The 13,608-nt window shown below is 71.5% G+C and carries 10 protein-coding genes and 1 pseudogene; 5 read left to right on the top strand and 6 right to left on the bottom strand.

All coding sequences use genetic code 11. The features are described from left to right. Together ACYVIP_RS40185 and ACYVIP_RS40180 are read right to left on the bottom strand one after the other, a co-directional pair. Window positions 1-994: pseudogene (locus tag ACYVIP_RS40185) on the bottom strand (LuxR family transcriptional regulator); the annotation flags it as partial. Further along, a complete protein-coding gene (locus ACYVIP_RS40180; RefSeq protein WP_460406327.1) occupies window positions 991-3,558 on the bottom strand; it encodes an Hsp70 family protein in 2,568 nt (855 codons plus the stop codon). The gene ACYVIP_RS40180 and the pseudogene ACYVIP_RS40185, both read right to left, overlap by 4 nt. 261 nt (window positions 3,559-3,819) lie before the next feature. Between ACYVIP_RS40180 and ACYVIP_RS40175 the strand changes: the two genes are divergently transcribed. The 4 genes from ACYVIP_RS40175 to ACYVIP_RS40160 all read left to right on the top strand — a co-directional run bounded on the left by ACYVIP_RS40175 (window position 3,820) and on the right by ACYVIP_RS40160 (window position 8,735). Then, entirely contained in the window at window positions 3,820-4,845 is a 1,026-nt protein-coding gene (locus tag ACYVIP_RS40175; RefSeq protein ID WP_460406326.1) for an IniB N-terminal domain-containing protein, read from the top strand. Window positions 4,846-4,958: 113 nt separating this feature from the next. Beyond that, a complete protein-coding gene (locus tag ACYVIP_RS40170; RefSeq protein WP_460406325.1) occupies window positions 4,959-6,776 on the top strand; it encodes a dynamin family protein in 1,818 nt (605 codons plus the stop codon). Window positions 6,777-6,996: 220 nt separating this feature from the next. Beyond that, window positions 6,997-8,433: a P-loop NTPase family protein gene (locus ACYVIP_RS40165; RefSeq protein ID WP_460406324.1), complete on the top strand. Its 1,437-nt coding sequence runs from the start codon at window positions 6,997-6,999 to the stop codon at window positions 8,431-8,433. 80 nt (window positions 8,434-8,513) lie between these two features. Then, window positions 8,514-8,735: a DUF3618 domain-containing protein gene (locus ACYVIP_RS40160; protein WP_460406323.1), complete on the top strand. Its 222-nt coding sequence runs from the start codon at window positions 8,514-8,516 to the stop codon at window positions 8,733-8,735. Here ACYVIP_RS40160 and ACYVIP_RS40155 read toward each other — a convergent pair. Together ACYVIP_RS40155 and ACYVIP_RS40150 are read right to left on the bottom strand one after the other, a co-directional pair. Beyond that, on the bottom strand, window positions 8,728-9,138 hold the full coding sequence (locus ACYVIP_RS40155) for a hypothetical protein (RefSeq protein ID WP_460406322.1): 411 nt from the start codon (window positions 9,136-9,138) through the stop codon (window positions 8,728-8,730). The two genes, ACYVIP_RS40160 and ACYVIP_RS40155, sit on opposite strands and share 8 nt — an antisense overlap. Before the next feature lie 85 nt (window positions 9,139-9,223). Then, complete coding sequence (locus ACYVIP_RS40150; RefSeq protein ID WP_460406328.1) at window positions 9,224-9,814, bottom strand: TetR/AcrR family transcriptional regulator; 591 nt, start codon at window positions 9,812-9,814, stop codon at window positions 9,224-9,226. Between the two features lie 101 nt (window positions 9,815-9,915). Here ACYVIP_RS40150 and ACYVIP_RS40145 point away from each other — a divergent pair, with 101 nt between their 5' ends. After that, a complete protein-coding gene (locus ACYVIP_RS40145) occupies window positions 9,916-11,424 on the top strand; it encodes a flavin-containing monooxygenase (protein ID WP_460406321.1) in 1,509 nt (502 codons plus the stop codon). 18 nt (window positions 11,425-11,442) lie between these two features. On the opposite strand, the gene ACYVIP_RS40140 is transcribed toward ACYVIP_RS40145, so the two are convergent. Together ACYVIP_RS40140 and ACYVIP_RS40135 are read right to left on the bottom strand one after the other, a co-directional pair. Then, a complete protein-coding gene (locus ACYVIP_RS40140; RefSeq protein WP_460406320.1) occupies window positions 11,443-11,928 on the bottom strand; it encodes a helix-turn-helix domain-containing protein in 486 nt (161 codons plus the stop codon). A 171-nt stretch (window positions 11,929-12,099) separates the two neighbouring features. Then, a partial coding sequence (locus ACYVIP_RS40135) for an LCP family protein (RefSeq protein ID WP_460406319.1) occupies window positions 12,100-13,608 on the bottom strand: 1,509 nt, incomplete at its 5' end.

The raw sequence follows: 13,608 nt of genomic DNA, 5'->3' as shown, positions 1-13,608 counted from the left end.
CCCGCCGCGCGCCGACGGCCGTCGGCGGCCGACCCGCGGTGATGGCGGCCGCGTACAGCTTCGCCGCCAGCGCGGGATCGGTCGGCAACGCCTCGGCGGCGGCGGCCTCGAACGCGGCGGCGGCCCCGTCGCCGCCGATGCCGGTGGTCGCGAGCGGCCGCATCAGGGGCAGGACCTGTCCGCCGCGGGCCAGTCGCAGCTCGGCGAGCCGTTGCCGGATCCACACCCGGCGTTCGACCGGCACCAGTACGCGGATCGCCCGTTGCGCGATCGGCACCATGCTGCCCGCGGTGCCGAGCAGGCCGGTGGCCCTGGCCGCCTCGACGATCTCGCCGACGGTGTCGGTCGTGGCGGTCTCCAGGAGTTCGGCGAGCAGGTCGAGGTTCAGCCCGACACCGGCGTCGGCGGCGAGCAGGAAGCGCAGTACCCGCTCGTCAAGACGACTGAGCTCGTGGCGGAACTCGGCTAGCGCGGCCGTCGGGACGTCGAGCTCGGCGTCCAGCGTGCGGGCGAGGCGGTCGACGAAGGCGGGGACGCCGCCGGTCTGGGCGTGGACGAAGTCGACGTGCCGGTCGGTGCGCAGCCGGCTGGGGAGCGCGTCGCGGACCTGGGTGGGGTCGAAGGGGGCGGGGAGCAGGTGGTCCAGCGTGAGGTCGAGCAGGTCGGTGAGCGGTCGGTGCCGGGGCCATGGCCGGGCGGTGACGACCAGCCGGACGGGGGTGGTGGTGGCGATGCGGCGCAGGTCGCGCAGGTCGGTGTCGTCGAGCTGGTGGGCGTCGTCGACCAGTAGGACGCCGGTGACCTGGTCGAACGGCGGTAGGGCCGGGGTGGGTTCGGTGCCGGTGGCGGTGTGGATGGCGGTGCCGACGTGCTGCAGGAGGGTGGTCTTGCCGTAGCCGCCGGGGGCGACGATCCCGATGTGCGCGCCGGGGCGCGGGTCGGCGACGATCGCGGCGATCTGGTCGGTGACGGCGCGGGCGAGGATCGGGTTCATCGGCGGCGGCCCCCGTCGCGGTCGACGGGTTCGAAGGTGTCGTCTTCCTGGTCGCGGTAGCGGTGGCGGCGGGGTTCTGGGGCGGCGGCGTGGCGGGCGTGGTCGTCGCCGTCGGCCGGCACGCGCGGGTGCAGCGGTTCGAAGGAGTCGGCGCCGAGGCGGTGGCGCGCGGCTTCGTCGGTGGGGTCCGGGTCGTGCTGGGCGTGCCGGCGGCGGGTGGGTTGTGCTGGCGTGGGGTCGGGGCGTCTGCGGCGCGGCGGCCTTGGCGGGTCGTCGGCGATTGGGTCCCTGGGCTGGTGGCGGGGTTGCCGGAGACCGGCGTCTGCCGGCTCGCGTGGGTGGCGCCGGACGGCGTCGGTGTGCTGGCGGGCGGGTCCGGCGGCCGGGTCGTGGTGGTCGTGCGGTGGGCTGACCTCGGTGTCCTCGGCGCGATCGCGGTGGCGGCGGCGGGGTGGTTCTGGTGCCGTGTCGGCAGCGGGCCTGGCCGGGCGGCGGTGCGGTGGTTCTGGTGCCGTGTCGGCGGCGGGCCTGGTCGGGCGGCGGTGTGGAGGTTCGGGTGTCATGTCGATCGGTGAGTGGGCTGTCGTGTCGGTGAAGAGATCGGCTGAGTGGTGCCGGGCTGGCTCGGTGTCGGCCGGTTCGGCGGGGTGGCGGCGTTGGTGGTCACTGGAGTCGGCGAGTGGATCGGCCGGGTGGCGCCGTCGTGGTTCGGCGTGTGCGTTGGCTGGGTGGTCGCGTTCGCGGGCGGCGTTGGCCAGTGGATCGCCGGGGCGGCGCGGGGGTTCGGCGAGTGCGTCGGCCGGCTGGCGGGGTTCGTGGTCCGTGCCGGGTGCTGGGTCGCCGGGTCGGCGGGGCGGGGGTTCGGCCGTGTCGGTGAACAGGGCGTTCGCGTCGGGGAGGGGATCGCGGGGACGGCGTGGCGGTTCGGCGAGTGCGTCGGCCGGGTAGTCGCGGTCACCGGTCGGTGGATCGCTTGGGCGGCGGTGTCCTGGGAACGGCACGGCCGGCGATCGGTCGGGATGACGTCGTGCCGGGTCTGGACGGGGTTCGAGGGATCGGGGGCGGCCGCGCGGTGGCAGGTCCGGCGGTCGGGGGCCGCGCAAGCGGTTGCGGGGCGCATCGTCGTCGACGGGGGCGAACAGGTCTCCTGGCTCCTCGTCGTCGGTGGCGCTGTTGTGTGCCAGGGCTTCCTCGAACGCGTCGCGGTCCGCGTCGAACGTGCGGGACGGTTTCTCGGGTGTCTCGTCGACCTCCGACGGCCGCGCTCGGCGTCGTGCGCGCGGGGTCAGGTCCAGGTCGGCGAACTCGGAGTCCTCGGCGGGTTCCTCGTCGTCCTTGGCGCGGGATCGGGAGCGCAGGCCGAGCAGGCGCCGCTTCGGGGGTTCCAGGGGGGCTATCTCCACGGGTGGTCGGGGAGGGGGCGGACCGAGGTCGGTCAGGTCCTCCTTGGGGAGGTCGTCGAGGCGCATGAGGTCGGTGTGGGTGACCGCCGATCGGGCTATGGGTTCGGGGGTCATGGCCACCGCGGTGGCGCGGACGGTGGGTTTGGCCACCTTCGCGGCGGCCAGCGCGGCACCTCTGGCGATCGAGGTCTCCGGGGCCTCGACGACCACCCGCACCCGGGTGCTCGCCGCGATCAACTCCGCCACCAGCGGGATCCGCCCGCTGCCACCGGCAACGACCACCGCCGCCACCGGCTCGGGGCCCGACGCGCCGATCGTGCGGACCAGCGCCGCCACCGTGCTCTCGACCACCGGCCGGATGAGGTCCGCGAACTCCGCCCTGGTCACCCGTAGCCCGGACACCGAGACCGCGGCCTCGGCGGACAGCCGTTCCTTGGCATTCGTGCACGCGGCGCGCAGGCTCGCCAGCTCCCCACCCGCCGGCTGGGTGTCGAGGGTGGCCAGCACGTGCTCGGCCAGCAGGTCGTCGAACAGATCACCGGTCGCCTCGTCCAGGCCGTCGGCGTGCGCACGCAACTCGAAGCCGAACGAACCCCGGCGCACCACGGCCGACTCGAACCGGCCCGCGCCGAGCGAGTGCACGGCGATCTGCTCACCGACCTCCACCCGCTGGGTCGCCGCGTGCGACTCGGCGACCGCGACCGGGCGGGGCAGCAGGGTCGGCTCCGGCAGGTTGACCTCGCGTAACGCGCCCAGTAGCAGCGCGCGCCGGTGCATGCCCCAACCCGCTGGATGGGTGACCACCAACTGGCTGGCGGGCGTGTTCTCGATCGCCTCCACGTAGTCGACCACCCAGCCGACCATCGCGGCGGTGAGCACCTCCGCCGGATAGGGCTGCCCGGCCAATGTGACCGGGATCTCATCGCCGATCCGGTCCGCCACCCCTCTGGCCATCCACCCAGCCCGCGCCGGCAGCGCCAGCAACGCCGAGGAACCGACCTCGACCGCCCCCTGATCAGTCAGGTGCAACACCGACATCACCCCGGCCGGGTCGCCGTCCAGGGCGACCACCTCCGGCTCAAGCCAGCGCTCGCGGTCGTTTCGGCTGATCGCGGCCGTGGTGCGGCCGCTGCCGAGATCGATCCCGAGGGCGTAGGGCATACGAGCGTGTCCTCTCCGTAACCAACGAGGAGTAGTTCGTACCAAAGGTGACCCCCGGTTGGGCAGCCCCAGGTGGTTAAGCGGTCATTTCCCCTAACCCCCTAACGAGTGGAAAATCCATCGCCCTATCGGGTGGTTACACAACTGGGCGTCATCCCCGATGCCGGTGGGGCCCCGGGATTTCTACGGTGAGCACCGCACCGCGCCACGGCTACCCGAACGCCGCAGAGCGCCACACCGGATGTTTCGCGAGGAGAACTCTTGTACTCGTTCCACACGCTGCACGACTTCGTCCTGAACCTGATCAACGACGACGTCGCCAAGGCCGCCTACGCCGCCGACCCGGTCGGTGCGCTGTCCGACGCCGGCCTCGGCGACCTCACCCCGCAGGATGTCGAAGAGGTCATCCCGCTGGTCACCGACGCGCTGCCGACCGACCTCCCGCTCGTCGGTGACCTGGTCGACCTGGACGTCACCAACCTCGCCAACATCGACGGCGACACCACCGGCCTCAGCGCGCTCGGCGAGGTCCAGGACCTGGCCTACGTCGGCGGCCTGGTCAACCAGGACGCCGACGGCAGCGACCTGTGGGCGGGCGTGCAGTCCGTCGGCGGCCGCGTCGCCGGTGTCGCGCAGGTCGACGACGGCCTGGCCGAGGGCGGCCTGTCCACCCCGGTCGCCTACGTCGGCGGGAACAGCAACGGTGACTACCTGGTCACCACCGCCGACCCGGCCGACCTGCTCGACGACCTCGCCGGCGCCACCAACTCCGCCGTCGGCACCGCGACGACCCTCGTCGGCACCGGCGCGGGCGCGCTGACCGGCGCGGTCGACACCGGCGCCGACACCCTGGCCGGCTTCCTGGCCGGCACGCCGGTCGCCGCCGCCGTCGAGACCGGCGCGGACACCCTGAACCAGGTCATCGGCACCACCGCGGGCACCGCGACCCAGGCGGTGGACACCCTGCCGGTGAGCGACGGCCTCGCGGTTCCGCTGGCCGGCACCGACGCCCTCCCGGTCGCGCTGCCGGCGCTGCCCGACATCGACGGCCGGCTGGGCGAGGTGCCCAACGTCAGCGACCTCGACCTGCCGGCGCAGCTGCCCGAGCTGCCCGTCGAGCTGCCCGACCTCGGGGTGGACACCTCCTCGGTCACCAACGTGGTCAGCCCGGTGGCCGACGTCGTGTCGAGCAGCCCGGTCGGCGGGCTCACCGACACCGTCACCGGCGTGACCGACGACCTGCCGGTGGTCGGCGACCTGACCGACAGCCTGAGCCTCGGCCTCTAAGGCCTGGATAGGGGATTGCCCCATCCCCGGGAGGCGGCCGGGGCCAGCGATTTCGAGATCGCTGGCCCCGGCCCCCTTTCACCCATACGGGTTAGCACGGCACACTCTTCCGGGTGAGGACTCCGCCCTGGCTCACCGTTCTGGACGACACCATCGCGGCCTGTATCGCTCACCACCGCGCCGATCTGGCGAGCAGGCTGGAGCGCAGACGGGCCCTGCTGCTCGACCCCAAACTGCGTGTGCCGGTCATCGGCGAGCTCAACCAGGGCAAGAGCCAACTGGTCAACGCGCTGCTGAACGCCCCGGTCTGCGCGGTCGGCGACGATGTCACCACGACCATTCCAACCACCGTCGAGCACGCCGAGACGCCGATCGCCGCGGTGGTGGCCGATGTGCCGGTGACCGGCCGCCGCGCGATCGGCCCGGCCGCCGGCGAACCGGCACGGGTCCCCGTCCCGTTCGACCAGGTGGCCACCAAGGCGCTGGTCACCCGGCGGACCGACGTGCACACCGAGGTCGGCGTCCCGCGTGAGCTGCTCGCCGGTGGCCTCGTGCTGATCGACACCCCCGGCCTGGGCAGCGGCCCGGCCCGCGCCGCCACCACCTTCGCCGCGCTGGCCAACGCCGACGCGGTGCTGATGATCTCCGACGCCACCCGTGAGCTGTGCGCGGCGGAGTTCGAGCTGATCAGGAAGGTCGTCGAGCTCTGCCCGACGGTCACCGTCGTGCTCACGAAGATCGACATCGTGCCGCGCTGGCGCCGGGTGGCCGAGCGCAACCGGGCCCGGCTGGCCGCCGCCGGCCTCGAGGTCGAGGTGGTCCCGGTGTCCGCGGCGGTCCGGCTGGCCGCGGCCCGCACCGGCGATCAGGAGCTCAACCGCGAGTCCGGGTTCGTCGACCTGGTCGCCACCCTGCGCCGGGACGTGCTCGGCCAGGGCGACGTGCTCGCCAGCCGGTGCACCGCGGCGATGACCACGATGGTCACCCAGCAGCTGCTCGAGCCGCTGCGTGAGCAGTTGGCGCAGGCGCGCGGCGGCCAGCTCGGCGGCGCGCACGTGCAGTACCGGGCAGCCCAGCGCCACCTCGAGGAGCTGCGCAAACGGTCCAGCCGCTGGCAGACGATGCTCGGCGACGAGGTGGCCGAGCTGATGTCGGACGTCGAGTACGACCTGCGCGAGCGCACCCGCCGCATCATCCGCACCGCCGAGGAGTTCTTCGAGGTCGCCGACCCGGCACGGACCTGGGACGAGTTCGCCGACTGGCTTGGCGACAGCCTCGCGGACACCGCGGAGGCCAACTTCACCTGGCTGGTCGAGCGGTTCCAGTGGGTGTCGGAGAAGATCGCCCGCCAGGTGGCGCTCGAGGAGTCGATCCCGGACGCGTCCGTCGCCGAGGATCTGCTGGAGCACATCGGCGACCTGCGGGCGCCGAGGGTGGAGAAGTTCACCATCGGCCAGCAGCTGTTCGTCGGGTTGCGCGGGTCCTACGGCGGGCTGCTGATGTTCGGCCTGGCCACCACGCTGGCCGGGATGCCGCTGATCAACCCGATCTCGATCGGCGCGGGCGCGGCGTTCGGCGCGAAGAGCGTCTGGGACGAGCGCGGCAGCCGGCTCAAGCGCCGGCAGGCCATCGCGAAGTCCGCGGCCCAGCGGCACGTGGACGACTTCTTCCTGTCCTACGGCAAGGAGAGCAGGGACACCTCGCGGCTGATCCAGCGGCGGCTGCGCGACCACTTCAGCTCGGTGGTCGAGCAGGTGCAGGCGGGCATCGCCGAACGGGCGGTCGAGGCCAAACGCGCCGCCGAGGCCGACCTGGCCGACCGCCACCGCCGCACCCAGCAGATCTCCCAGGAGGTCGACAAGCTCGTCGGCCTCAACCAACGCATCCAGGCCCTCGCAACCCCCTCAGGCCCCCGCGGCCTGACCGCGTGACTGGCCACCCGTCCCAACCACACCCCAAAGCCACACGGCCCCCAACCGCACCCAAGGGGAACAAGCCACAAGGCTCCCAACCGCACCCAAGGGGAACAAGCCACGCGGCTCCCAACCGCACCTAAGGGGAACGGAACGCAACCCAGCCACCGGCACGTGCACAACTGGCAGCCGCCAACCCAAACACAACCAAAACTTTTAAATCCGGGGAGGCGGAACAGTGACCAACCTCGTGGAGAGGGCGCGGGCGATGTTGGTGGACGCGCTCGAGCTCTACCAGGACAGTCCGCGGGCGACCAACTGGCTGCGCCGGCATGTCAGCCGGCTCGCCGAGCCGTTGCGGCTCGCGGTGGTCGGGCTGCCGCAGACCGGGCGGTCGACGCTGGTGAACGCGTTGGTGGGCGAGGAGATCGCGCCGCTGCTGGTCGAGGACGGCGGCCAGGTGCTGACCTGGTACCGGGGCGGCCCGGTGCCGCGCGCACAGCTCTACCCGACGCAGGCGCCACCCCGGGACGCCGCCGCGGCCAGCACCGACGGCCAGCTGCACATCGACCTGGAGGGCTGGCAGGCCGAGGACCTTGACCGGATCGTGGTCGACTGGCCCAACCGCACGCTGCGCGACCTGACGCTGATCGACACCCCGGCCCTTGAGTCCACTTCGGACTTCGGGTCGCGGGTCTCGCTGGAGGCCGACGCGGTGCTCTATCTCATGCGCCACCTGCACGAGACCGATCTCGGCTTCCTGCGGTCGATCCAGGACCACCCGATTGCCCGCGAGACCCCGGTCAACGCGCTGGTCGTGCTCTCCCGCGCGGACGAGGTCGGCGGCGGCCGGATCGACGCGCTGACCTCGGCCAAGCGGATCGCGCGGCGCTACCGCACCGACGCCGGGCTGCGTGGCCTGTGCCAGAACGTGATCGCGGTGTCCGGGCTGCTCGCCGGCGCCGGGGTCGCGCTCACCGCCGACGAGTTCGCCGCCCTCAGCGCGCTGGCGGCGGTGCCCCGCCGGGAGTTGGAGAGCTGCCTGTTCTCGGCGGACCGGTTCGTCGGCGACGGCGTGCCGGTGCGCCTGGACGCGCGCACCAGGGTGGCGCTGCTCGACCGGTTCGGCCTGTTCGGCGTCCGCCTGGTGACCACGTTGATCCGCAAGGGTGCCACCCACGGCCAGCTCGCCGAGGAGCTGGTGAACCGCAGCGGTCTGGCCGACCTGCGTGAGTCGATCACCCAGTGCTTCACCGACCGGCAGGACGTGCTCAAGGCCCGGTCCGCGCTGCTGGCGATGGAGGTCGTGCTGCGCCGCGAACCCCGCCCGGCCGCGCGCGCACTGGTCAACGCGCTGGAAGGGCTGGTCACCAGCGCGCACGAGTTCCGCGAGCTACGGCTGCTCGCCGCGCTGCACGGCGGGCGCACCACGCTGCCGGACCCGTTGGCCGGCGAGGCCCGCAGGCTCGTGGGCGGGGAGGGCACCGCCCTGCCGGCGCGCCTCGGTTTCGACCGCGACCCCAACGGCCGGGAGCTGCACGGCGCGGTCGCCGACGCGTTGCTGCGGTGGCAGGAACAGGCCGAGAACCACGCTCTCGGCCACAGCCAGCGGCGCGCGGCGATGGTCGTGGTGCGCAGCTGCGAGGGCATGTACGCGCGGCTTTCCCGGTACTGACCAGCCAGCACCGCCCGCGCGCGCCCGGCGGGCGGCGGTGATCTACGGTTGTCGCCTGGAACAGCCGTCGAGGAGGAACAGTGGCCCGCGACCCCGACACCATTCAGCGTGAGATCGAGCAGGCGCGCGAGGCGCTCGCCTCGACGCTCGACCATCTCGGTACCAAAGCGAACCCGAAACGGCTGGTGGACGGCGCCAAGACGAGCGCGCGGAGCACACTCGCCGAACCCAAGGTGAAGATCCCGCTGATCGGTGCCGGGGTGCTGCTTCTCCTGTTGGTCCTGAGGAAGATCTTCAGCTAGTCGAGGCCTTCTGCGGCTCGTCCGCGGTCTGCGTCGGCAGGGGAACCGCCGGCACCTCGGCCTCGGCGGTCTCCTCGGTCGCCTTCGCCGGCTGCCGAGGGCTCCTGGTCCGCTTCTTGGCGGGCGCCGGCTCGGCACTCGACAGCTCGCTCGGCATCTGGGTCGGGCGCGCCAGCCGCGCGGACAGGTACGCCGACGTGAACGCCAGCGCGTCCCCGTTGAGCAGGTGCACCACCGTGCGGTGCTCCTCGCCGGGCGTCATCTTCGCCACGATCTGGTCCGCCCGGTCGCGCGCGGCGATCAGGCCCGACGCCTTCCCTTTTCTGGTCAGCCCCCGTCCGGTGACCGTGACCTTCCAGTCGTCGCCCTGTGGTTCGTAGTTCACCTGTATTGGATCACGCATAGCTCCCGCCCCTCCTCGGTCGCTTACCCACCCGCACATCGCGCGTCCTTCATCTGGAAAGACACGTTCCGCTCACCGTAATCGATCACGTGTGACTGTGTGTGCTGGATGCGCCGGCGAGGCCGTGCCAAACCATGCGCATGATCAGTTCGGCCGCGTCCTCCGCGGTGACATCTTCCCTCGTGACGTACCACTGCGCGAGTCGTTCACAAGCCCCCACAACGATTTCCGCGTACGCCTCCAGTTCGCGCGGCGGCACCGCCGGCAGGTACGAACCGAACAGTGTGGCGTTCACCTCGGTCTGCTGTTGGCGGACCGCCTCGACCTCGTCCATCGCCGTCTGGCCGGCGACCGCGGCCTCCTGGCGCAACAGCGCCCACGACCGCCGGTGGGAGTCGATGAAGTGGAAGAACGCGACCAGCCCCCGGTGGAGCGCGTCCTGTGCCGAGGTCACGCCGTCGACCGCGGCCATCGTCATGCTCAGCAGCTCGGCCCTCGCCTGGCGGATGCAGGCGACCAGCAGACCCTCCTTGGAGCCGAAGTACTCGTAGAGCATCGGCTTGGAGACCCCGACCCGTTCGGCGATCTCGTCCATCGACGACGCCTGGTAGCCACGTTCGGCGAAGATCTCCTCCGCGACGGCGATCATCTGCCGTTCCCGCTGCGCGCGCGGCATGCGGCGGCGGCGCTCCTGTGTGCTACCCACCTCGTTACTCTACCGGAAGTAACCTACTCGCAGTAAGGTAAGGGCCGGGGCGACGCACGGAGGTCACCAGTATGGGGCTGGCCAGGCACTTTCACACGGTCGTGATCGGCACCGGGTTCTCCGGGCTGGGCATGGCCATCGAACTCAAGCGCGCGGGACGGGACGATTTCGTGGTCCTGGAGAAGGCCGCCGACGTCGGCGGCACGTGGCGGGACAACACCTATCCCGGCTGCGCGTGCGACATCCAGTCGCACATGTACTCCTTCTCCTTCGCGCAGAACCCGGACTGGTCGCGGTCCTACTCGCCGCAGCCGGAGATCTGGCGGTACCTGCGCCAGGTCACCGACGCCTACGGTCTGCGCCGGCACATCCGGTTCGGCGTCGAGATGACCGGCGCCCGGTGGGACGAGGACGAGCACCGGTGGCACGTGTCGACCGACACCGGGGAGGAGTACGTCGCGCGGTTCCTGGTGTCGGGCATCGGCGGCCTGCATCTTCCCCGGACGCCGGAGCTGCCAGGGTTGGCCGACTTCACCGGCGCGGTGTTCCACTCCGCGCGCTGGGACCACGGGTACTCGCTGGCCGGCAAGCGGGTCGCGGTGGTGGGCACCGGGGCCAGCGCGGTGCAGTTCATCCCGCGGATCGCGCCCGAGGTCGAGAGGCTGACGGTGTTCCAGCGGACCCCGCCGTGGATCCTGCCCAAGGCCGACGGGGTGATCCCGGACTGGGCCAAGCGGATCTTCCGGCGGGTGCCGGGCGCGCAACGCCTCTACCGGAGCCTGCTCTACTGGATGCTGGAGGCCAGGGCGGTCGGCTTCAACGGCCCGCCGGCGCTGATGCGGGCGGCCCAGCGGATCGCGCTGGCCCATCTGCGGCGGGCGGTGAAGGACCCCGACCTGCGCCGGAAACTGACCCCCGACTACGTCATGGGCTGCAAACGGGCGCTGATCGCCAACGACTTCTACCCGGCGCTGGCCCGGCCGAACGTCGATGTGGTCACCGACGGTATCGCCGAGGTGCGCGATCACTCCATCGTGGACGACGCGGGGGTGGAGCACGAGGTCGACGCGATCATCTTCGGCACCGGGTTCCACGTCACGGACGCGTTCGACTACCTGAACGTCAGCGGGACCGGCGGTCGTGACCTGTCCAAACAGTGGCGAACAGAGGGGATCCAGACCCATCTCGGGATCACCGTCGCCGGCTATCCGAACCTGTTCTTCCTGCTCGGACCGAACACCGCCCTCGGGCACAACTCGGTGGTGTTCATGATCGAGTCGCAGATCCGGTACGTCGCCAAGGCGATGGCGCTGGCCGACCGGCACGGCGCCGAGGCGTTGGACACCAGGGAGAGCGCCCAGGCCCGCTTCCAGTCCGACATCCAGCGCCAGCTCGTCAAGGGCGTCTGGACCCAGGGCGGCTGCCGCAGCTGGTATCTCGACAGCCAGGGCGTGAACCGCACCATCTGGCCGGGCTTCACCTGGCGCTACTGGCTGCGCACCCGCGAGCCCGACCCCACCACCTTCACCCTGCCGACCCGCGAGTCCAACCCTCCCACCCCGCGAGTCCAACGCTCCTGACCGTCACCCCCGAACAGGTCAGTCGTCATCGCCCGGAGTGGTGATCTCGCGCAGGCGGGCGATCAGCTCGACCGTCTCCATGCCACACAGCTCCGCCATCCGTTCCAGTGCCGCGATGTCCAGGCTCACGTCCGGCGGGTGATGGCCGTTGTTCTCCGCCAGCTTGCCCTTCGCCCAGCGCCGGAGGGGGAGCAGCTCCCGCCGGTCGTCGCGGACCACCTTGCGCAGGTCGATCCGGATGGCGCCCACCGGCGAGTCGTCGAACACCCGCTCGTGCACCCTGGCCATCAGCTTGTGCGGGACCTCGTCCATGGCAAGGCACAGCTCCACCAGCCGAACCACCGAGCACTGGCGCGTCCCCAACTCGTAGGTCGCCAGGGTCTGCAGCGAGATGTCGCTTTGCAACCGCTGGTTCAGATCTCGCCGTGTCCAACCCCGCCGCTTGCGCAGCCGTCGTAGCTCATCCCCGAGTATTCGTTGGTAGGTCGCTGTGTCCAGCCGCACGATGGCCCCTCTCCCGAGTTGGGAGCCGATCAACAGACCGGTTCCCGACACATAGAGGGAAGGCATCGGGGCGTGCCGATTACGCGGCTTTCTCCGATTTGTTCGGCCGACGACACCCAGCAACGCTGTGACTTCGGGTTACAGGACTGGGGGTCGCCCGATCGTGTGACGCTAGTTGACACACCCAGATGCATCCGGCTGCCCCGTTCGGGCTACCGGCACGGGGGCCAGTCGGAGCAACGGCCTGCCCGTCAACCGGTCGGCGCCGACCCCGGCGAAGTCCCCGCCGAGCAGCACCGTCACGGTGCCGGCCGACAGGTTCTCGTCCTCCTCGACCGACGCCGAGCCACCCAGCGAGGCGGCCACCTGATCGCCGTTGGCCTGCTCGCCGGGCGCGTGCCGGACCACCGTCGTGTCCCGCGCGCTGGCGTTGCCCACCTCACCCCGGGAGAAGCCCTGCTCGGCCAGTTCGGTGGCCACGGAGTCGGCGAGCCCGGTCTGGCTGGTCGCGTTCCGCACGTTCACCGTGATCTCCTCGGCGGGGGTCTCCGCGTCGGCGTCCGGCGGCGGCGTGGACGAGGTCGGCTGCTTGCCGAGCAGGCCCTTCATGAACGCCTTCACCTCGTCCGGGTCCACCTCGACCGCGGAGCCGTCCTCCGGGGTGTCCAGCGCGATCGTGCCGACCGGGATGGTCTGGAACGACATCTTGCCGCCGGTGAAGTTCATCATCCACTGGGCGAACTCGATGACCTCCCAGTTCCGGTCGAGCACCACCGACTTCTGGATCGCCTCCTGCAGCTTGTCCAGCGTGTCCGACCCCGGTGCCAACAGGTCCTGGGAGAAGACCTTCTTCGCCATGCCGTTGAGGAAGACCTGCTGGCGCACGATCCGGTCGAGGTCGCCGTTGGGCAGACCGTGGCGCTGCCGGACGAACGCGAGCGCGGCCACCCCGGCCAGGTTCTGCCTGCCGGCCGGGAAGCGCGCCCCGGAGCGATAGTCGTTGACCGGCGCCTTGAGGCAGACGTCGATGCCGCCGATCGCGTTGGTGATGTCGTAGAAGCCGAGCATGTTGACCTCGGCGTAGTGGTCGATCGTCGCCCCGGTGAGCTGCTGCACGGTGGCGATCAGGCTCTTCGCGCCGTCCCGGTTGGACCGCACGTGCAGGTCGGCCTCGTCGCTGACCCCCTCGTCGCGCAGGCGGTCCATCGTCTCGCTCTTCGCCCGCAGATACGCGGAGTTGATCTTGTGTTCGCCCTCGCCGGGGATGTCGACGTAGGAGTCACGGGGCAGGGAGACCGCGTAGGCCTGCTCGCCGTCGTTGGGGATCCGGATCATGATCAGCGTGTCGGTGTTGAGCGCGCCATCGCTCACCCCGGCCGACAGCATCCGCAGCTGTTCCTTCGACAGCGGGTTGCCCTGCGCGTCGGTCCGGCTGTCCATGCCGACCATGAGGATGTCCACCGCGCCGTCCGCCGGTCGCGCCTCCGGCCGGTCGAGCACGTCCGCGGTGGTCATGCCGTCGCCGAAGGCCTCGATCCGCGCCCAGTAGTACCCGGTGGCCGCGAGCACCAGCACGGACACCGCGCTGAGCGCGACCTTGGCGCCGGCCAGCACCCGACTGCGGTTGCGGGCCGGCGGGCGCCCCGGCCGCCGCCGCCGGTCACGGGGTGGCGCCGGCCG

This window comes from Actinophytocola sediminis (assembly GCF_054779715.1).
Note: the sequence above shows the minus strand (reverse complement) of the source record. Positions and strands in the feature narration are given on the sequence as shown.